Here is an 18,943-nt window from a genome sequence, read left to right on the forward strand (position 1 = left end):
AATTGACCAGAGGACTACCTCCCCGGTCGCCCCGTCTTGCCCGGTCTGCGCTTCGCCTGGCGCTCATCCACCGGGTCTTCGAAGGAGCCGATACCGATCTTGCCGCGCTTGACAGGCTTCTCGCCCTCCATCGGCTTCTCGGTGCGGCGTACCGTCATCTCGTCCAGCGTGTTCTTGCGGAACAGCGATGGCCGGTGGTCGTCGGGAATGCCGAAGTCCGAACCATGGGCTTCGTCATGCGACTGCTTCTTGAACAGGGAACGAGATACGGCGCCAGCGGGCGTGGGCATGTCGGTGCCAGGACCCATGTCGTCGAGAGAGGGTTTTGTGAAGAGCGACTTTCTGTCCCCGTCATCAACAGTGCGGTGGCGCTCGCGGCCCTTGTTGTGCTTGCCCTTCTCGCGACCGGTGACTGGGCTCAAGCCTTCCGCCTCTCGTGCCAGCGGGTCGTCCGCGATTTCGAGTTCCTTCTCGCGCAGCCGCTTGATCTCGTCGCGCAGCCGTGCGGCGCGCTCGAAATCGAGATCGGCGGCTGCGTTGCGCATCTCCTTCTCGAGATGCGCAAGATGCGCCTGCAGATTGCTGCCGACCAGCGCGCCGCTTTCGGCGAAGCCGGAGATGTCGGGCCTGACGTGATCGCGCTCGTAGACGGAGTCGAGGATGTCGGCGATCCGCGACTTCACGCTTTCCGGCGTGATGCCGTTCGCAGCGTTGTATTCGAGTTGCTTCTCGCGGCGGCGGTTGGTCTCCGCCATGGCGCGTTCCATCGAGCCGGTGATCTGATCGGCGTAGAGGATGACCTTGCCATCGACGTTTCGCGCGGCGCGGCCGATCGTCTGGATGAGCGAGGTCTCGGAGCGCAGGAAGCCTTCCTTGTCGGCGTCGAGGATGGCGACGAAGCCGCATTCGGGGATGTCGAGGCCCTCGCGCAGCAGATTGATGCCGACCAGCACGTCGAAGGCGCCGAGGCGCAGATCGCGCAGGATCTCGATGCGCTCCAGCGTGTCGATGTCGGAGTGCATGTAGCGGACGCGCACGCCCTGCTCGTGCAGGTATTCGGTGAGGTCCTCGGCCATGCGTTTGGTGAGAACCGTCACCAGCGTGCGGTAGCCCTTGCGCGTCGTCTCGCGGATCTCGCCAAGCACGTCGTCGACCTGAGTTTTCGCCGGGCGCACCTCGACGGGCGGGTCGATCAGGCCGGTCGGGCGGATGACCTGCTCGGCGAACACGCCGCCCGATTGCTCCATTTCCCAGCCACCCGGCGTCGCCGAGACGGCGACGGTGAGCGGGCGCATCGCGTCCCATTCCTCGAAACGCAGCGGCCGGTTGTCCATGCAGGAGGGCAGGCGGAACCCATATTCGGCGAGCGTCGCCTTCCGCCGGAAGTCGCCGCGATACATGCCGCCGATTTGCGGCACGGTAACGTGGCTCTCGTCGATGAAGATCAGCGCATTGTCCGGCACATATTCGAATAGGGTCGGCGGCGGATCGCCAGGGGCGCGGCCGGTCAGGTAGCGCGAATAGTTCTCGATGCCGGCGCAGGAGCCGGTTGCCTCCAGCATCTCCAGGTCGAATCGGGTGCGCTGCTCAAGGCGCTGCGCTTCCAGCAGTCGTCCTGCTTTTTCAAGCTCTTCCAGCCGGAATTTCAGTTCTTCCTTGATCGACTTGATAGCCTGATTCAAGGTCGGCCGCGGCGTCACATAGTGCGAGTTCGCGTAGATCTTGACGCTTTTCAGGTCGCCGGTCTTCTGTCCCGTGAGCGGGTCGAACTCGGTGATCGACTCGATCTCGTCGCCGAACAACGAGATGCGCCAGGCGCGATCCTCCAGGTGCGCGGGGAACAGTTCGATCGTGTCGCCGCGGACCCGGAACGAGCCGCGCACGAAGTTGATGTCCTGCCGCTTGTACTGCTGGGCGACGAGGTCGGCGAGAAGCTGGCGCTGGTCGATGCGGTCGCCGACCGTCATCTGGAACGTCATCGCGGTATAGGTCTCGACCGAGCCGATACCGTAGATGCACGAAACCGAGGCGACGATGATGACGTCGTCGCGCTCCAGCAGCGAGCGCGTGGCCGAGTGGCGCATGCGGTCGATCTGCTCGTTGATCGACGATTCCTTCTCGACGTACGTATCGGTGCGCGGGACGTAGGCTTCGGGCTGGTAGTAGTCGTAGTAGGAGACGAAATACTCGACCGCGTTGTTCGGGAAGAATTTCTTGAACTCTGCGTAGAGTTGCGCGGCGAGCGTCTTGTTCGGCGCCAGGATCAGGGCAGGGCGCTGCGTCTCCTCGATCACCTTTCCCATGGTGAAGGTTTTTCCGGAGCCGGTGACGCCGAGCAGAACCTGCGTGCGCTCTGCGGAATTAACGCCCTCGACAAGATCGCGGATGGCGGTCGGCTGGTCTCCGGCCGGCTGGAAGTCCGATTCCATCTGGATGAGAATGCCGCCCTCGGATTTTTCCGGGCGGGCGGGCCGGTGCGGCGTCCAGATCTGGCCGTTCTTATGAAGCGGGTTGCCGGATTCGATGAGCTTCGACAGCGCCTCGACAGTGGCGGTCACGCCGGACTTCGGCAGCGCTTCGGCATCCTCCAGGCTAATGTCGAGGCCGGGAACGGGATTCAGGCCCGCCGCGGCGCGCTCGCGCGCGCTGGCCGCGCCGCCCATGGAGGTGCCGCGCGCGGTCTTGGTCGGCGCGGAGGAGCGGTCGGGGATTTTCTTGGGCTCTCTCCCCTTTGAGGGGAGCGTGGCCGCGGAGTGGCCGGGTGGGGTTTTATCGGCCGTGCTCGACCTGCCTTTGCGCAGCGCGCTGCCTTGGGCAACCCCCTCTGCCGCCTTCGGCGGCATCTCCCCGTCAAGAGGGGAAATCGGGCGCTGAGCCCGCCCATCCTGCTCCGCTTCGCGCGCGATCTGCTCGGCCCAGTCCGAAACCGATCCGGTCAGCGGGGCGCCCGTGAGTTGCGCCTGCGGCGCCTCTTCGAAGCCACCGGGATCGAGCGGTTCGGACGCGTCGAGGTAATCCGTCAGCGGACTGCCGCGCTTCCTGTACCCGCCGTCCTTCGACGCGGGTGCGCTTTTGTGGGGGGATTTGGCCATGGTCAGAATATGGGCAGAATCATTCCGGATTGGAAGGTGGCGCGTTGAGGTCCAGCCTGTCTGCCGTGGGCGGCTGTTGACATAGGGTTGTCAGGAAGACCACCCCGGCACGACCGAGCGTGCGCAGTATGTAATTTCCCCTGGGGGCTGCATCAGGAGACGGTGCATGCGGAAGACAACGCTGGCCAACGACAGCGGCCCGACTGAAGCCGAGCGGCTTTGCGCCTCCTGGCGAGCAGGCCGCGCATGAGGATCGTCCATCTGGTCGGTCATCGCGGACTGAATGGCGTTGCAACGAGCGTGAAGATGCTTGTCGACGCCCAGTTGCGCGCCGGTCATGAGGTCATGGTGGTGCATCCGCGGAAGTCGTGGATAGAGAAGCAGTCCTTTGCCGGGCCGATCACTCTATTTGAGACCAGCTACAGCTTGAAACCGGGCGAACTGCTGCGGACCGGCTATGCCATCCGGGACTGGGGGCGGACGCTTGTGCACGCCCATGGCAGCGGCGGCAACAAATACCTGATGGCCTTCCGGATGGCCGTGGGCGTGCCGGCGGTGATGACAGCGCACGCCCGGCATTACCAGATTCCCTGGATGTTTGCTCATGCAGTGGTCGGGCTGAGCCGGCAGACCATGGACTATTATATCAGCCGGCGACTGGTGGCGGCGCGGCGCATATTCAACGTGCCCAACATTTTTAACATCGACGATTTTTCTCCGGTCGACCCATCCAGCCGCACGGCGGCCCGAGCCGAACTGGGCATCCGCGACGAAGCCTTTCTCATCGGCGCGGTCGGCAGCATCGGGGCGCGCAAGCGCCAGGCCGACATGGCCAGGGTTTTGGCAAGATTGGTCGAGGCGGGCGTCGATGCCGAATTGCTGCTGGTCGGAGGTTCCACCTCCGAGCCCGATGCACAACGAGACCTGGCCGAGGCAATGGCGGATCCGCGCCTGGCGGGGCGGGTGCATATGCCCGGCCATCGCGCCGATGCCGTTCGTCTCATCCCCGCCCTCGATCTCTACCTATGCGCGTCGGCCGTGGAGGAAGCCCCGATCGCGCCACTCGAGGCCATGGCACTGGCGGTGCCGGTCGTGTCGACCGATGTCGGGAACATGGCGGATCTTCTGCCGCCCTCGCGGATCCTGCCGGTCGGCGACATAGACGGAATGACTGAGACCGTCATCGGGCTTGCGCGTAACCCGGCCGTGCGAGCAGAACAGGGAGCTTTCGATCGAGCCACGGTTGCCACCAAGCTCTCGGCTAGGGCGATCCTACCGAAGATCGAGGAGATCTACCGCTTCGCCATTGCTTCGGCGCGCGATCGCAGCCGCGGCCGGATCGATCAGGCTCTCGCCAGTCACTAACGCTAGTTTGGTGCCTGGACTGCCCGGCTCCAGTCCGAGGCAGCTTACTGACGAACTCCTGAGCAATCTCTGGCGTAGCGTGTGAGAGATTGCCCAGCCTGTAGCGAGTCCGGTCCTGTTACTCCGCCGCCACCTGCGTGGCGATTGCAACGTCCGCGGCCGTAAGCTCCACCTGTTCGCCTGCTGCTCCTTCCTTCGCCTTGGACCGTTTCGAGGCAGGGTGCTGGGAGACCTCGGTGCGCCGGAGCCGCTTGATCGTCGCGCGAAGCTCGGTGATCTCCGCCTGCATCCGTGCCGTCTCCTGGCGATGACGATCATCGTTCGCCGCGGGAGAGATTCCTTCTGCCAGTGCGCGCCGTTCAACCTCCACGTCGCGCCCCTGCACCGAAAGCCGCTTCTCAAGCACCTGCTTGTCGGTCTCGAGGTCGCTTATGCGCGAGCGCAGTGTCGCGGCGGTGTCGAGCGTTTCGCGCTGCTCGCTTGCCGCGGACTGGAGGCGCGCGTTCAGCGCCTGTACTTCGGCCCGGAGTGCATGGTTCTCGCTTTGGTGCCTCCGGTCGCGATCGCTCAACTCGGCGGCAAGGCGGGCGGCGTATTCATTCGCTTCGACCAGCTTGGCTTCCAGCGCGTCATTGGACTTCTGCAGCCGGGCGCTTTCGGACTCTTCGGCCACGAGCTTGCCCATGATCTCCGAAAGTCGGGCGGAATCGCTTGCATGCATGGCCGAAAGCTCCTCGGCACGGCGGCGCGATTCCGACTGCTTCTTCTGCGCCAGATCAAGCTCCACCGACAGGCTTATGCTCTTCTCGCGGAGGACTTCCGCTTCCCTGAGATAGCGCTCTGCCTCGGTGGTGCGGGCTGCAAGCGCCGTCTGCAGTTCGCCCTGCTGCGACTCCATCCGGGCGATGAGGTTGCGAGCCTCCACCAGTTCCAACCTGAGTTCGCCGATGGTCTCACGCATCGTCTCGTTTTCCGCGAGCAGTCTCGCCTCGCGCGTCTTCAGAACCTCGACCAACTGGTCGTAACGGGCGCGAAGCCGCTCCAGCTTGTCCGCGCGCTCGGACAGGCGGCGGTTCTCAGCGGCGAATGCGGCGTTGGCATTCTCGAGTTCATTGGCGCGATGGATTTCCGCGTAACAGTCGTTGAGGAATTCGCGGCCCATATGTTGCGAGGCGACGAGGCTTGCGATCGCCTCGCCGATGCGCGCCAGGTCTTCGCGCGTGCGCGCCTGCGCCTCCTCGAAGGAAGCGTAGGCCGCGAGCCGGTGCTGTGCATGAGGGCCAATGCGCTCGACCGGAGCATCCTCTTGCTGCTCGGCCGGCGCCGTCTCCGTCTCCTGTACTGCCTCGACCGGCTCAAGTTCATCCCCCAGAGCTTCCGCCTGAGCGTGATCTTCATCGGGAGCAACGCTCTCTGGCGGAAGAAGGAACTCCTCCTTCAGCACATCTTCCATGCCGTCTTCCAACGCTACGAAGGCTCTCTTCAATGGATCACGACGGTTTAGAAGATTGGCGATATTCATGACATTGTCCCCTGACGCCACGCTCTCACGCAATATTGAGCTGTTTACCTATTGTTAATCAATATACAGCGTTTCCGGTTGTTGGAAACGGTCCGGATCTCGCGGCATTTCGTTATAGTAAACGGGCGTTTAGAGGCGTTCCAGGGCGCTGCTGGACCAAATCCGATCTACTTTGGCCGCTAAAGTATTAGGCCCGGGGCTTCTTTAGGCGTAGGCTCTGCGTGTCCAGTTAACAATATTGCTGATGTAACATGGTGTCTGCAGCAGCCTCCGCGCCCGAACGGGGCAGGAAGCTGCCAGCCACGCGACGGTGCGAGATAGGCGCTTACGGAAAGACCACCTGCTGGGTCATCTCGAGGTGTAGGAGCGATCCGTCATAAGGATGCGCCTCGCACACCGCCTCATTCAACTCGACGCCGATGCCGGGCTCGGAGGAGGGGATCACATGCCCGTCCTGCCACTCGATCTTCTTCCTGAGCAACTGCTCGTGGAAGCCGTCCCACTGCTTGAGCGATTCGAGAATCAGGAAATTGGGCAGCGTCACGGCCAACTGAATGTTGGCGGCGCCGACGATTGGCCCGCAATAGCAGTGTGGCGCGATCTGGATGTGATAGGCCTCGGCCATCGCGGCGATCTTCTTGGTCTCCAGGATGCCGCCTGAACGGCCGAGATCCGGCTGAAGGATCGTCGCCGCCCGCTGCTCGATGACCCGGGCGAACTCGAACTTGGTGGTCAGGCGTTCGCCGGTGGCGATCGGTATCTTCGTCCCCCGCGCAACCTGGGCCATCACCTCCGGCATGTCCGGCGGCACCGGCTCCTCGAACCAAAGCGGATCGTAGGGCTCGATGGCCTGCGCCATGCGCAGAGCGCCCGAGGCGGTGAACTGGCCATGCGTGCCGAACAGGATGTCCGCCTTGTCGCCGACCGCCTCGCGGATCGCCTTCATCATGCGGGCCGAGAGGTCGATGTCATAGAGCCGTGGCTGGTGGCCGTCGTAGATCGTGTAGGGGCCCGCAGGGTCGAGTTTTACTGCGTCGAAGCCCTGCCGGACGTATTCGGCCGCGCAGGCGGCGGCGAGATCAGGATCGTTATAGACGTTGACGGGACCCGCCTCGACCGGGACGACGCTGCCCTGGTTGGGGTAGAGATAGGTGTAGGAGCGGAGCGTCTCGTGCACCTGTCCGCCCAGTAGCTTGTAGACGGGCTTGCCGGCCTCCTTGCCGATGATGTCCCAGCAGGCGATCTCCAGCGCCGAGAAGCAGCCCATGACCGAGATGTCGGGCCGCTGCGAAAAGCCTGACGAGTATGCTCGGCGGAAGAAGCTCTCGATGTCGTGCGGGTCGTGGCCGATCAGATGGCGCTGAGCCAGATCCTCAATCATGCGGGCGGTGACGTGCGGCCCGAAGGTGGCATTATAGGCCTCGCCGTAGCCGACCACGTTGGAGTCTGTCGTCAGCTTGACGAAGATGAAATAGCGCCCGCCGATGCCCGGCGGCGGATTGCCGACGACCCAGGTTTTTACGTCAGTGATTTTCATGAGTGACCTCCAGAAGGGGGATTCCTCGCCCCACGTAGTGGGGGAGAGGTGCCGGGCAAAGCGAGGCGATGAGGGGGCTACTCATCATCACTCGCCGAAGAATCAACCGAAGTGGCAGGAACGATCTCACCCCGCATCCTCCAGCACCATCTCCGCGCCCTTCCATCCGGTCATGATCGAGGGGGCGTTGGTGTTGCCGGCGATGTTGGTGGGGAAGATCGAGGCGTCGATGACGCGAAGCCCCTCCAGTCCATGAACCTTCAGCCGTGGGTCGACGACTGCCTTCTGCTGGTCGGGACCCATGCGGCAGGTGGCGACCGGGTGATAGACCGTACCTGAACGGCGGCGGAAGTCATCGATCAGCGCCTCGTCGGAGGTGACCGAGGGCCCAGGCACGATCTCCTCGACGATGAACTCCTTCAGCGCCGGCCGCGCCGCAATGCGCCGTACGAACTTGACCGCGGCCAGCATCTCCGCCACGTCGGCCTCGGTCGAGAGGGCATTGGGCATGATCCTGGGGTGTTGCCGAGGATCGGACGAGCGGATCATGATCTCGCCGCGGCTCGACGGACGGCAGTTGGAGAGGCCGATCGAGAAGCCCGGCCAGGGATCCGGGGTCAGGATCGGGCGCTCGCCGGTCCTCGGGATGATGGTCGAGAAGGCCTGAAAATAGAGCTGCATGTTGGGCCGAGGCAGCGCCGGATCCGTGCGGAAGAACCCGCCGCCAGCGTTCATCGACATCGACAGCGGGCCGGAGCGCATCAGGACGTACTGCATTCCGACCAGCATCTTGCCCCACCAGGGCCGAAGCAATTGGTTGAGCGTCGCCTCGCGCCCCTTGAACGTGTAGTTGATGCCGACGTGGTCCTCGAGATTGCGGCCGACATTTTCGCTGGCGTGAACAACCTCGATCCCGAGCGAGCGCAAGTGCTCGGCTGGACCCACGCCCGAGAGCTGCAGCAACTGTGGGGAGTTGATCGAGCCGGCCGAGAGGATCACCTCGCGGCCTGCCTTGACGCGAAAAGTTCGGCCACGCTGCTCATATTCGATCCCGGTGGCGCGGCGCCCCTCGAACAAGATTTTTGTCGCCAGCGCATTCGTCTCGACGCGGACATTGGCCCGCTTCATGGCAGGCCGCAGGAAGGCGCGCGCCGCCGACATGCGCCGGCCGTCCCTAGTCGAGATCTGGTAGATGCCGACGCCCTCCTGGGAGGCGCCGTTGAAGTCCGAATTGAAGGGCAGCCCGGCCTGCTCGGCCGCATGGATGTAGCGCTTGGTCAGCGGATGGACGGCGGAAGTGCAGTCGCTGACGTGGACCGGCCCGCTGGTCCCGCGCCATTGGTTGGCGCCCGCTTCATTGTCCTCGATCGCCTTGAAGGCCGGCAGAACATCGTCATAGCTCCAGCCGGGATTGCCGAGGTCGCGCCAGCCGTCATAGTCGGCGCGGTGTCCCCTGATCCAGACCATCGCGTTAATCGAACTCGATCCGCCGAGAAGTTTGCCGCGCGGCCAGTGGTCGGCATTGCCGGCGAGCCCCGGATCCGGCTCGGTGCGGTAATTCCAGTTCACCGCCGGATCGTAGAAGGTCTTGCCATAGCCAAGCGGCATCTGGACGAAGAATCGCCTGTCCGTGCCGCCAGCCTCCAGCACCAGCACGGAGAAGCGGCCGCTTCTCGACAGCCGCTCGGCAACTACGCAGCCTGCGGAACCGGCGCCGACAATGATGAAATCGTAGGTCTGCATGAGAGAGTCCAGCGAGGTTGCGGCACTTTAGCGCTGCGGCAAAATCCTCAACGTGGGTTCGCCCGGCATGGGTTGTGAGAAAAGCGACGGGGCCAGGACGGATGCGACGGCTTCGTTGACCCTGTCCGATCGGACAGCTAGGCAGGCGATGAGACACGGCTTCAGGGCTCAGGCTGCCATGACACACTACGCGGATGGACAACCCACCGGCGAGCTCACGCTGCGGACGCTGGCGATGCCTGCTGACGCCAATGCCGCGGGCGACATTTTCGGCGGCTGGGTGATGGCGCAGATGGACCTTGCGTGCGGCATCCGCGCGGCGGAACGGGCGAAGGGCAGGGTGGTGACCGCGGCGGTCAAGGAGATGTCCTTCGCCAAGCCCATGAAGATCGGCGACACGCTCTGCATCTATACGCATGTCAGCCGGGTCGGCCGCACCTCGATGACGCTCAAGGTGGAAGCCTGGGCGCAGCGCTACCTCACCGATCGGATGGAAAAGGTCACGGACGCGGATTTCGTCATGGTGGCGCTGGATGGCGAAGGGCGGCCGAAGCCGGTGCCCAGTGCATAGCGCAGTCGGCAGTCGTGATCGGCGTCGGTCGTGAGTAGCCGGTCGTCGGTAGTCAGGCAGTAAGTCGCTACTGCCGATTGCCGACTGCCGAATCCTGACCGCCGTGCACGTCCTCGCTGTCGCACGCCGTCCGGTCGAAGCTTTCTCGCGCCTTGCCGATCCGCTCGCCGTTGCGGCGGGCCCAGTCGGCCAGCGCGGTGACCGGGGCCAGAAGCTCGCGGCCCAAGTCGGTCAATTCGTACTCGACCCTGGGCGGGATGGTCGGGAACTGCTCGCGAACGACGAAGCCGTCCCGTTCGAGACTGCGCAGCGTCGTCGTGAGCATCTTCTGAGAGATCCCGCCGACCGCTTCCCTGAGCTCGTTGAAGCGCATGCGGCCGGCGCCGAGCTTCGTAACCACCAGGACCGTCCACTTGTCGCCGACCCGCTGAAGGATGCTGCTGATGGCGCGGCAGTCCTCACTGACGTGCAGGTGCCTAGGTTTCAAAGAAGTGCCTCCTTGCGGCTTTCCTTCCTAGTTACTTATATAAAGTTGGTATCCTTAAGATACCAGATTTCAAGAGGTCACTTCTATGTCTAAACCGAAAATCGCCCTTGTCATAGGCTCCACTCGCGCCAACCGTTTCGCCGACAAGCCGGCTGAATGGTTCGCCAAGATTGCCAGCCAGCGCAGCGACATCGACCTGGAGGTGATCGATCTTCGCGACTTTCCAATGCCCTTCTTCGACGAGGCCGGCTCCTCGGCCTATGTGCCATCCAAGAGCGAGGTGGCCCAGCGCTGGCAGAAGAAAGTGGCGGAGTTCGACGGGTACATTTTCACGGCGGCCGAATACAACCGCGGCCCGACCGCGGTGCTGAAGAACGCGCTCGACTATGCCTACACCGAGTGGAAGCACAAGGCGGCCGGCTTCGTGGGCTACGGCGGCGTCGGCGGCGCTCGCGCCGTCGAGCAACTGAGGCTGCATGCCGTGGAGCTTCAGATGGCACCGGTGCGCAATGGCGTGCACATCGTTTGGGCTGACATGGCGCAGGTCATGGACGGCTCGAAGAAGCTGGAAGAGTTCGAGCACTTGAATCAGGCCGCGAACACCCTGCTCGACGACATCGCCTGGTGGGCAAAGGCGCTGAAGAGCGCACGGGAAGCGTCCGCCGCCGAACAATCAAGCAAGGCCGCCTGAGCCCTTTCGCGGAGGCAAAACCCGCCGCCCTTGTTAGAGCGGCGGGGTGTTGCCTGGGTGCCGAGGCACCGCGGTACTCGGTACGTGACCGCAGCCTCGTCACAATGCATGATCATGGTGAAAAATGGCTTAATTGGCCTCGCCGAACCACCCGCGCCGTCTATCCACAGGACTAATCGCCGCTCCCAGGACGGGTTGGCCGAAAACAAAAAAGCGGGCCCCGCGCCCGCTTCTCTCGCTTCTGAGACTTTTCTCACCGCCGATACATCCACGGTCGGCAAGCCGTCGATCAGATCAATGCGGCCATCTTGACGGGGAACCTTGACCCCGAATCCCGGGGAAGCCTCGACCCGCCCCTCGACGGCCGATGTCGCCTATATGGGCAAGGATATGGGCCGAAACAAGGCGTTGCTCGCGGCCTCGCAGTTACCCGGGTTCCCTATTCTTGAAGCGTGTAGGATCCGAGCTCGCACAGGTTCTGGGTGTCGGTCGTCGTGTCCAGATCCGAATCCTCGGTGAACTCGAACCTCATGTCGTATTCGCAAACCGCGCGGCCGTCGGCGATGGTGATTTCCACGCTTTCTCCGGGATTGAGGACATCCTGCCCGAGGATATCGTCTTCCCAATTGTTCACGCCCGTCGGGGAGGAGTGGAAGCGCGTCAGCACGGAATCGGTGCCATTTGTCAACGTAAAGACAAGATCTTCCGCGTGGGCAGGAACCGAGGAGAGAATGGCAACCGCGGCACTGGCCCCAAGCAGTTTCATATTCATACTTGTAAAAACCCCCTTGCCCGAAATGGGCAGGGCTGCTCCCTAACTCGAAAGCCAAGTCGTCAGAAATGAATTCGCGCGGCTTCCCTAATTTTCCCCGAAGCACAACGATGCAATTTTGCCTAGGCTGATGGATCGGATCAACGCGCTCCCGCGATGATTCAAGCTGCTGTCGTGCTCGCTGAGGATCTCAGCACGACATGCTGATGCGGATTGGGTTTCTAGCCGGCCCTGCGATGGGCGCCGGGAAGTCGCCTGGCCAGCACCTTGTCGATCCGGCGGCCGTCGAGATCGACCACTTCGAACCGCCAGCCATCCGCATCCACCCATTCGCCGGTCGCGGGCAGATGGTGCAGGTGGGAAAGCACATAGCCGGCCACCGTCTCGTAATCGCGCTCCTCCGGGACGTTGACCCCCAGATGGTCGCGCATCTCGTCCGCAGGCATGTAGCCGGCGAGCAGCCAGGATCCGTCCTCGCGCTGGACGGCATGAGGCTCCTCTTCCGCCTCGAGGTCTGACCGGAATACGCCTGTGATCGCCTCCAATATGTCGGCGGGCGTGACGATTCCCTCGAAGTGGCCGTACTCGTCGTGGACAAGCGCGACGGGGATTTCTGACTCCTTGAGAGTGGCCAAAACATCCAGTGCGTCCGCCTGATCGTGCACGATCGGCGCCTCGCGGGTATGCAGCCTGAGGTCTAGGCTCTGGCCGGCCAGCAGGGCGGCCAGGAGTTCACGGGTCTGCACGACACCGATCATGGCGTCCACAGAGCCGTCGCCTACGGGCAGCCGCGAGTGTGGGGTCTCGATCAGGGCCTTGCGCACCGCCTCGTCGTCCCAGGCGAGATTGATCCAGTCCACCTCGGTACGCGGCGTCATCAGGGCGCGCACGGCGCGATCGCCGAGCCGCATCACGCCAGCGATCATCTGCCGCTCGTCGGCCTCGATCGTCCCGTGGTGCTCGGCCTCGGCCACGAGCATCTTGATCTCCTCGTCGGTGACCTTCTCTTCCGATTCGCCGCGCTGGCCGAGCAGCCACAGAACCGCGCGGCCGGAGATATCGAGCAGGAACACCACCGGCGAAGCGATCGTCGCCAGGATAGACATTGCAGGCGCTACCCGTGCGGCAATTCCCTCGGGGTTGCGCAGCGCGATCTGCTTGGGAACCAGTTCGCCGATGATCAGTGACGCGTAGGTGATCACGGCGACCACGATGCCTACGCCGAGGCCGTCCGCGGCAGAGCGGGGGAGCCCGGTTTCGGCCAACGCCGCGGCCAAGCGGCCGCCGAGCGTCGCGCCGGAGAAGGCGCCGGAGAGCACGCCGACCAGCGTGATGCCGATCTGCACGGTAGAGAGGAAGCGGCCCGGATTCTCGCCGAGCTTGAGCGCGCTTGCCGCGCCCTTCACGTTGCGCTCGATCATGCCTTTCAGCCGTGCGGGACGGGAGGACACGACCGCCAGTTCGGACATGGCCAGGAGTCCATTCAGGCAGATCAGGACGGCGACGATCGCGACTTCAACGTACAGCATTTCCGGTGCTTTAGCATTGGTCCGACGCGGCAGGAAGTGTGCTCAGAAGCCTCGTGCCTGGCAAAAGCGAATTCACGTTCGTTGTCGAGAACTCATTCAGTGCTCAATTCAGAGTAGCCCTCTCGAAACTAGTTCCTGCACTTACAGTCCATCGAACCGGAGATCCTTCCGCGCTGGAGGACGCCGTCGACCTTGCCCCGAATCTCCTCCGACAGAGATTCCAGCCTCCAAGTCGCCGTGGTCTATCGGCAGGCCGTGTGGCCGTTCTTGCGCGGCATGATGTCGAAGTGGAAGTGGTCGGCGTGGTCTGCGTCGTAACCGGGCCCAAGCACGGTCGAGAAGTAGTCGCAGCCGTCCTGGCGCACCGTCTTGAGGAAGCCGCGCTGGCGGAATGCGAACCAGCCGGGCTTGCGCACGTCGATGTCCCGGCCATTGGTGAGCTCAATCCGCATGATGTCGAGCGCATTCCCCACCGAATGCTGCGATCGTCTGGCCGTGCCGCGGATGTTCCGGCAGGAATAGCTCGACCCCTGATGTATTGTCCTTACGCCAGAGAAATAGCGCCAGCGTGCTGCCGGCACGAGTTCCTTCCTCGTCCAGCGCGCCACGGTCGCGGCCATTGAGCAGGTAAGAGTGGCTGCGGGTTGCATCCGGACGCTGCCGATCGATGATACTTGAACCGGCCAATCGATGCCGCAACTCGCGCCCTGATGGATCGTCGGCAGGTCCCGGAAGCCGACGCCGAGGCGCTTCAGCTCGCGGCGGCAGGCTGCCTCCGAGGCCGGCATGACATTCAGTGGCGCCCGCGGCTCGTCAAAGCGCGGGTATGCCACCTCGATCGGGCCGGAAGATTCAAGCGGCTCGAGCGGCTCCAGTTGCGGCGCGGATAGAGCGGCTGTGTTCGTGCCCACGTCGATGTCAGGCCGCGGCGGCTCCCTCGAGCAACTGCTTGCGGCAAGCATGAGCATCGCCACGCCGACAAGGCGGCGCGCGCGCATACGCGATACATGAATGCGCATGGATAAATCCCTGACCGTCAGGGACAGGCTATGCGGCAAGCGTAAAGGAAAGGTCGATGGCGCCGTTCACAGCTGCGGCGGCAAGATGGCGGCCGCAAGCGCCTTACTATTCGCAGAAGGTGCCGCCGTTTTTGCGCGGAGCCAGATCAAGGTGGAAGTGCGTGCCGTGATCGGCATCGCTGCCGGGGCCAAGCACAGTCTTGAAGGGGCCGCAGGCCGCCTTCCGCACGCTGCCGAGGAAACGCGCCTCGCGCTCACCGGGGGTCGGCGTCACATCCACGGAAGTCCCGTTCGACAGGTTGAACCGCGCGATATCGAGCGCATTTCCGAAGGCGTGTTCCGATAGTTTTGCGCTTCCGTTGCGTGGCCGGCAGACATAGGCGGAAGCGTGCGAAATCGAGGCGAGCTTGGCGCCGAACTCCCGCTGTGCCGCCGGATTGATCACATCGTTTGCGAAGTCGGTCATGCTTTCAGCCATTGCGCAGTTCATCACGGCCTCCGGCTCCAGCTTGACCTCGGGGCCAAGGCTTTGCACCGTCAACGGGTAGGGCATGGAGCAGCCCTTTTCGTCGTGCTCGGCCGATCGGCTTGCGAATTTCACCCCGAGCTTTTGGAGCCGATCCCGGCAGGCAAGCTCGGCGGTCGGCATCGGCACCGAAGGTTTTTCCGACGAGCGCGGGTCCGGCGGAACGACGTCGGGTTTCGGAATGTCCGGCGCCTCCTTCGAAACGGGACCGGGTGTGTTCGGATGGACAGGAAGACTTGTCGTGGGCGCTCCGGCATCCCGCTCCGAGCGAGGCCGTTCGGTCGGCAGCGGCGCCGCTTGAGGCGGACCCTTCGGCTCCGTTCCGGATTTAGCACGGCCGGGACGTGGTTGCGGCACCGGCACATGCATGTCTGGCGCGGGTGTAGCAGGCTGCCGATCAGGAGAGTGCAACTGTGGAATTGGCGCCGATTTGGGAAGATCAACCGATTGGGCAAGTGACGCGGCCGCAAGAAGGTCGGCTGTGAGAAACATGATGGCGAGGGCAGTCAGTCGCACGCCTCGCGTGCATCCTTTCCGGCCCCTCTCTTCCGGCAGGTTCATCTAAGGAAAATAGTGGTGTCAAGGAAAGGTTGCCGACAAGATCGGTAACATCTTCAGCGTGCACCCCGGCTCGCTCAGGCGCCGATCGATTCCAATCCTTCTTCGAGCCAGTCGCCCAGCATTGGCATACCCAGCAGATATTTGGATGTTCGCCTATTGCCGCGCTCCCGCGCGGCTGCGACCGCTTCGGTCCACTCGGAACCCTCGTAATCGCCGCGCCCGATCCAGGCGAGCGCGACCAGTTCCGCCGCCTCGTCGACGTTCAGATCGTCGATCAGTTCGCGCAACTCCTCCTCGAGCAGATTCTCCGACTCTTCCTCTGCGAGACCCTCGTGGAGATGGAGATCGCCGCCGTCGCCGTCATACTCGACCTCGTGCTCCTGGCCGTCGGCATAGTCCTCATTGATCGCGGCGCTGATGACCTTGGCCTTTTCGATGAAAAGCCGAACGGTGTCTGGCCCGATCGTCAGTTCCCAATCCCTGTCGAACTTCCTTTCCACCGGCTTTTCTCCGCCCTCCTGTCAATGATGATCGCAGAATTCATGGCGAAGGTCACGCTGCTCAATCAGCCGTGAGCCGCCGGCAGGCAGCATTGACAGGGTTGGCGCGAGCACCGAAATGGCGCGTCGCTCACAACTGGTGCCGCATGTCCGCGATTCTCTCGCCCAAAATCCTACCGATCCTCCTGCTCATTGTTTCCAACGTCTTCATGACCTTTGCATGGTATGGCCATCTGAAGTTCAAGACGGCGCCGCTCTACGTCGTCGTTCTGGCGTCATGGGGCATCGCCTTCTTCGAATACTGGCTGGCTGTGCCGGCGAACCGTATGGGAAGCTACGCCTATTCGGCTGCAGAGCTGAAGACTTTCCAGGAAGTCATCACGCTCGTTGTCTTCATGGTATTTTCGGTGTTCTATCTCGGACAAAGCATCACCTGGAACCACGTTCTGGGCTTTGTCCTGATCTGCGGCGGCGCTGCACTGATCTTCAGGGCGTGAGGTTCGATCGCGACGGCCAGGAAGAATCCTCGCCCCGGCAACGTTGATCAGTGAGCACGGGCCTAGTCAGGAGGACTGCATATGCGCAATTGCATCGCTCTGATCGCCGCTTTCCTGGTCGCAACTCCGCTTGCCGCAGGACCGGTTTTCGCTGCCGGCGGTAGCAGTGGAGGCAACAGTGTCCCCAGTTGCGGCACAGGGAAGATCTATGACAAGAAGACCAAGAAATGTGTGGCGCAGAAGGCCGGTGCGGTCGACGACGAGACGATCTATCTGACCGGGCGCCAACTCGCGCAGAGCGCCAACTACGAAGAGGCGATCAAGGTCCTCAGCCTGGCCGAGAACAAGAGCGATCCGCGCATCCTGAACTATCTCGGCTATTCGCACCGCAAGGCCGGTCGCGTGCTCGTCGGCCTCGGCTACTACCAGGAGGCGCTGAGGGTCGACCCCAACTATACGCTGGTGCGCGAATATCTCGGCGAGGCCCACCTGCAGATGGGAGACCTGGCCGGCGCCAAGGTTCAACTGGCTGAGATCGAGAAGCGCTGCGGGACCGGATGCGAGGAGTACAAGGATCTCGCCGGCCAGATCGCTTCCTACAAGGGCTGAGGGCACATCCTATACCGCCAGACCGACACGGGCGGGCTGCCTCAAGGGCGGCCACTTACAGGTGTGCGGTAGCCGGCCCGGCTACTTCCCTCGCGACACGCGGACGATCGCTCCGTCCTCCTCGTCGGTGAGCAGCCAGATCGAGCCGTCGGGCGTAATCCTTACGTCGCGGATGCGCCCAAACTCGCCCTTCAGGATTTGATGCTCCTTGCCGATCTTCCCCGAGCCGTCGCGCTCGAGTCGGGCAAGATATTCGAACTTCAGCGAGCCGATGAGCAGATTGCCCTTCCACTCCGGGAACATGTCGCCTTCATAGACGGCCATGCCGGAAGGCGCGATCGAGGGATTCCAATAGTGCAGGGGTTGTTCATAGCCCGGGGCTGCGGTTCCGACGCCGATCTTCGCGCCGGAGTATTCTCTGCCGTAGGAAATCACGGGCCAACCGTAGTTCTTGCCTGCTTCCGGCTGGTTGATCTCGTCGCCGCCCTTCGCGCCATGCTCGTTCGTGAGCAGGCGGTGGGTGAGGGGGTCGAAGACGGCGCCCTGGATGTTGCGGTGTCCCTTCGACCAGATCTCCGGAAGGTGTGGCTTGCCGCGCCAGGTCGGATTGTCTGGCGGTATGGAGCCGTCCGGCTGGATGCGGACCACCGAACCCGCAGCGTCCTGAAGGTCCTGGGCGCGCGGGGCGTCGCCGCGGTCGCCGGTGGTGATGAACAGTGTTCCGTCGGGGGCAAAGACCAGGCGCGACCCGAATTGCAGGGTGCTACGTGTCTTCTTCTTCATGGAGAAGATTATCTGGACATTCTCGAGCCGGGCGTTGGCGCCATCGCGAACCAGCTTGGCTCGGGCCGCTGCTGTTCCTGATCCGCCTCGGCCTGGCTGCGAAAAGCTGAAGTAGACCAGATTATCGCTGGCGAAGTTCGGCGAGACGGCGATGTCGAGCAACCCGCCCTGTCCGCGGGCGGCGACCTTCGGCACCCCTTTCACCGGCTTCGACAGCTTGCCATCCGAAAGGATACGGATGCGCCCCGGCCTCTCGGTGACGATTGCATGGCCATCCGGCAGGAATGCCACGCCCCAGGGATGTTCGAGCCCGCGAACGATGACGTCGGTTTGAAGCGGAGGAGAGGATTGGGCACTCGCGCCAAGGACGAACGCCATCGAGAACAGGGTTGCCGTCAGCGCAACCAGAAGTGTGTATGTTCTGCTCATACGACCGAGCGTAGGTTGGTGTCGAAGCCGTGCAAGTCGCCGCCCGATCAACTACCGTGCCCTTTTCATCACGTCTTTGTGAGCAAGCGCCGGGCTGCCCCATTCTCTGTTTCGGAGCAGCGTTCGAACGAGTTTGTTCAACCTGCCGACAGGCACGGATCTAGCAGCGTAACTCACCTATGACGGAACAGTAGAAAGTCATCGTCAAGGTCGAATGGACGGCACTCGTAGACGGGGCAGTTGCTCGTGTCTCTGGTGGTAATGTAGGTCGTTTCTGGCTGCTCGCTGCTGGCACAGAAGCGGACGTCCCGAACATAACGGCCATAGAGCTGCCCGCCTGTGCGAGCCGAGCGATAGCGCACGATCGCCGCGCCGTCGCGAGCAATGGTCGCTCTCACCTCTCCGCAGGACATCGAGGCGGCGTTGTAGCGGGAGATCGCATAGGCGTCGCTCGCGAGCAGGGCGAGACCCATTCCAAGGAGGATGCTCTTCATCGAACACTCCGCGGAGCGGCCTATGCCGCAGGTTGAAAGAAAGTAGATATAATACCGAAACGGATGGAACGGTTCCGCGGTTTGTGCGTTTGAACTCGCCTACGCTGCCGTCGTGGCAACGTTGGCGGCAAGAGGTGTGCCGCGGCGCCCTCCTGCCTCTTGTCTAAAGGAATGAAGCGATTTATAGGCGGTTGTATTGAATTTTCGGTCGATCGG

Annotated in this window: 17 protein-coding genes; 5 read left to right on the plus strand and 12 right to left on the minus strand. The window is 63.1% G+C overall.

The genetic code is table 11. The features are described 5' to 3' along the window. Nucleotides 1-14: 14 nt before the first annotated feature. Nucleotides 15-3,092, minus strand: a complete 3,078-nt coding sequence (gene uvrB / locus HUI96_RS20065) for an excinuclease ABC subunit UvrB (RefSeq protein WP_188256469.1) — start codon at nucleotides 3,090-3,092, stop codon at nucleotides 15-17. A gap of 246 nt (nucleotides 3,093-3,338) precedes the next feature. Here uvrB and HUI96_RS20070 point away from each other — a divergent pair, with 246 nt between their 5' ends. Further along, the gene (locus HUI96_RS20070) at nucleotides 3,339-4,457 is read left to right on the plus strand and encodes a glycosyltransferase family 4 protein (protein ID WP_188256470.1); all 1,119 of its coding nucleotides are present in this window, start codon (nucleotides 3,339-3,341) and stop codon (nucleotides 4,455-4,457) included. 118 nt (nucleotides 4,458-4,575) lie between these two features. Here HUI96_RS20070 and HUI96_RS20075 read toward each other — a convergent pair whose 3' ends face one another. The 3 genes from HUI96_RS20075 to HUI96_RS20085 all read right to left on the minus strand — a co-directional run bounded on the left by HUI96_RS20075 (nucleotide 4,576) and on the right by HUI96_RS20085 (nucleotide 9,259). Next, on the minus strand, nucleotides 4,576-5,979 hold the full coding sequence (locus tag HUI96_RS20075) for a hypothetical protein (RefSeq protein WP_188256471.1): 1,404 nt from the start codon (nucleotides 5,977-5,979) through the stop codon (nucleotides 4,576-4,578). Nucleotides 5,980-6,304: 325 nt separating this feature from the next. Continuing rightward, nucleotides 6,305-7,516, minus strand: coding sequence for a mandelate racemase/muconate lactonizing enzyme family protein (locus HUI96_RS20080; RefSeq protein WP_188256472.1), 1,212 nt, complete (start codon nucleotides 7,514-7,516; stop codon nucleotides 6,305-6,307). Nucleotides 7,517-7,642: 126 nt separating this feature from the next. Beyond that, complete coding sequence (locus HUI96_RS20085) at nucleotides 7,643-9,259, minus strand: GMC family oxidoreductase (protein WP_188256473.1); 1,617 nt, start codon at nucleotides 9,257-9,259, stop codon at nucleotides 7,643-7,645. Nucleotides 9,260-9,437: 178 nt separating this feature from the next. Between HUI96_RS20085 and HUI96_RS20090 the strand changes: the two genes are divergently transcribed. Beyond that, nucleotides 9,438-9,830: an acyl-CoA thioesterase gene (locus HUI96_RS20090; RefSeq protein ID WP_188256474.1), complete on the plus strand. Its 393-nt coding sequence runs from the start codon at nucleotides 9,438-9,440 to the stop codon at nucleotides 9,828-9,830. 67 nt (nucleotides 9,831-9,897) lie between these two features. Here the strand turns inward: HUI96_RS20090 and HUI96_RS20095 are convergent, their stop codons facing one another. Next, a complete protein-coding gene (locus tag HUI96_RS20095) occupies nucleotides 9,898-10,317 on the minus strand; it encodes a winged helix-turn-helix transcriptional regulator (RefSeq protein ID WP_188256475.1) in 420 nt (139 codons plus the stop codon). An 85-nt stretch (nucleotides 10,318-10,402) separates the two neighbouring features. On the opposite strand from HUI96_RS20095, the gene HUI96_RS20100 reads away from it, so the two are divergent. Further along, entirely contained in the window at nucleotides 10,403-11,008 is a 606-nt protein-coding gene (locus tag HUI96_RS20100) for an NADPH-dependent FMN reductase (RefSeq protein WP_188256476.1), read from the plus strand. A gap of 439 nt (nucleotides 11,009-11,447) precedes the next feature. On the opposite strand, the gene HUI96_RS20105 is transcribed toward HUI96_RS20100, so the two are convergent. The 5 genes from HUI96_RS20105 to HUI96_RS20125 form a co-directional block, all read right to left on the minus strand. Next, the gene (locus HUI96_RS20105; RefSeq protein ID WP_188256477.1) at nucleotides 11,448-11,780 is read right to left on the minus strand and encodes a hypothetical protein; all 333 of its coding nucleotides are present in this window, start codon (nucleotides 11,778-11,780) and stop codon (nucleotides 11,448-11,450) included. A gap of 221 nt (nucleotides 11,781-12,001) precedes the next feature. After that, nucleotides 12,002-13,309, minus strand: coding sequence for a hemolysin family protein (locus HUI96_RS20110; RefSeq protein ID WP_188256478.1), 1,308 nt, complete (start codon nucleotides 13,307-13,309; stop codon nucleotides 12,002-12,004). Nucleotides 13,310-13,551: 242 nt separating this feature from the next. Continuing rightward, a complete protein-coding gene (locus HUI96_RS20115) occupies nucleotides 13,552-14,328 on the minus strand; it encodes an extensin family protein (protein WP_188256479.1) in 777 nt (258 codons plus the stop codon). Between the two features lie 106 nt (nucleotides 14,329-14,434). Continuing rightward, nucleotides 14,435-14,977, minus strand: coding sequence for an extensin family protein (locus HUI96_RS29500; RefSeq protein WP_237684261.1), 543 nt, complete (start codon nucleotides 14,975-14,977; stop codon nucleotides 14,435-14,437). Between the two features lie 512 nt (nucleotides 14,978-15,489). After that, a complete protein-coding gene (locus tag HUI96_RS20125; RefSeq protein WP_188256481.1) occupies nucleotides 15,490-15,915 on the minus strand; it encodes a DUF3775 domain-containing protein in 426 nt (141 codons plus the stop codon). A 146-nt stretch (nucleotides 15,916-16,061) separates the two neighbouring features. Between HUI96_RS20125 and HUI96_RS20130 the strand changes: the two genes are divergently transcribed. Beyond that, nucleotides 16,062-16,412, plus strand: coding sequence for a DMT family protein (locus HUI96_RS20130; RefSeq protein ID WP_188256482.1), 351 nt, complete (start codon nucleotides 16,062-16,064; stop codon nucleotides 16,410-16,412). An 81-nt stretch (nucleotides 16,413-16,493) separates the two neighbouring features. After that, nucleotides 16,494-17,021 (plus strand): tetratricopeptide repeat protein, encoded by a 528-nt coding sequence (locus HUI96_RS20135; RefSeq protein ID WP_188256483.1) that lies wholly within the window; start codon nucleotides 16,494-16,496, stop codon nucleotides 17,019-17,021. 81 nt (nucleotides 17,022-17,102) lie between these two features. Here HUI96_RS20135 and HUI96_RS20140 read toward each other — a convergent pair whose 3' ends face one another. Both HUI96_RS20140 and HUI96_RS20145 read right to left on the minus strand, forming a co-directional pair. Further along, nucleotides 17,103-18,233, minus strand: a complete 1,131-nt coding sequence (locus tag HUI96_RS20140) for a PQQ-dependent sugar dehydrogenase (protein WP_188256484.1) — start codon at nucleotides 18,231-18,233, stop codon at nucleotides 17,103-17,105. Between the two features lie 173 nt (nucleotides 18,234-18,406). After that, a complete protein-coding gene (locus tag HUI96_RS20145) occupies nucleotides 18,407-18,727 on the minus strand; it encodes a hypothetical protein (RefSeq protein WP_188256485.1) in 321 nt (106 codons plus the stop codon). Nucleotides 18,728-18,943 lie beyond the last annotated feature (216 nt).

Origin of the sequence: Pseudaminobacter soli (ex Zhang et al. 2022), assembly GCF_014595955.1 — a bacterium.
In the GTDB taxonomy this organism is placed as follows: domain Bacteria; phylum Pseudomonadota; class Alphaproteobacteria; order Rhizobiales; family Rhizobiaceae; genus Kumtagia; species Kumtagia pseudosoli.

Bases quoted from the DNA above. Each gene is read 5' to 3' on its own strand.
- uvrB (WP_188256469.1), bottom strand. From the start codon at position 3,092: ATGGCCAAATCCCCCCACAAAAGCGCACCCGCGTCGAAGGACGGCGGG.
- HUI96_RS20070 (WP_188256470.1), top strand. From the start codon at position 3,339: ATGAGGATCGTCCATCTGGTCGGTCATCGCGGACTGAATGGCGTTGCA.
- HUI96_RS20075 (WP_188256471.1), bottom strand. From the start codon at position 5,979: ATGAATATCGCCAATCTTCTAAACCGTCGTGATCCATTGAAGAGAGCC.
- HUI96_RS20080 (WP_188256472.1), bottom strand. From the start codon at position 7,516: ATGAAAATCACTGACGTAAAAACCTGGGTCGTCGGCAATCCGCCGCCG.
- HUI96_RS20085 (WP_188256473.1), bottom strand. From the start codon at position 9,259: ATGCAGACCTACGATTTCATCATTGTCGGCGCCGGTTCCGCAGGCTGC.
- HUI96_RS20090 (WP_188256474.1), top strand. From the start codon at position 9,438: ATGACACACTACGCGGATGGACAACCCACCGGCGAGCTCACGCTGCGG.
- HUI96_RS20100 (WP_188256476.1), top strand. From the start codon at position 10,403: ATGTCTAAACCGAAAATCGCCCTTGTCATAGGCTCCACTCGCGCCAAC.
- HUI96_RS20105 (WP_188256477.1), bottom strand. From the start codon at position 11,780: ATGAATATGAAACTGCTTGGGGCCAGTGCCGCGGTTGCCATTCTCTCC.
- HUI96_RS20110 (WP_188256478.1), bottom strand. From the start codon at position 13,309: ATGCTGTACGTTGAAGTCGCGATCGTCGCCGTCCTGATCTGCCTGAAT.
- HUI96_RS20115 (WP_188256479.1), bottom strand. From the start codon at position 14,328: ATGCGCATTCATGTATCGCGTATGCGCGCGCGCCGCCTTGTCGGCGTG.
- HUI96_RS29500 (WP_237684261.1), bottom strand. From the start codon at position 14,977: ATGCCGACCGCCGAGCTTGCCTGCCGGGATCGGCTCCAAAAGCTCGGG.
- HUI96_RS20130 (WP_188256482.1), top strand. From the start codon at position 16,062: ATGTCCGCGATTCTCTCGCCCAAAATCCTACCGATCCTCCTGCTCATT.
- HUI96_RS20135 (WP_188256483.1), top strand. From the start codon at position 16,494: ATGCGCAATTGCATCGCTCTGATCGCCGCTTTCCTGGTCGCAACTCCG.
- HUI96_RS20140 (WP_188256484.1), bottom strand. From the start codon at position 18,233: ATGAGCAGAACATACACACTTCTGGTTGCGCTGACGGCAACCCTGTTC.
- HUI96_RS20145 (WP_188256485.1), bottom strand. From the start codon at position 18,727: ATGAAGAGCATCCTCCTTGGAATGGGTCTCGCCCTGCTCGCGAGCGAC.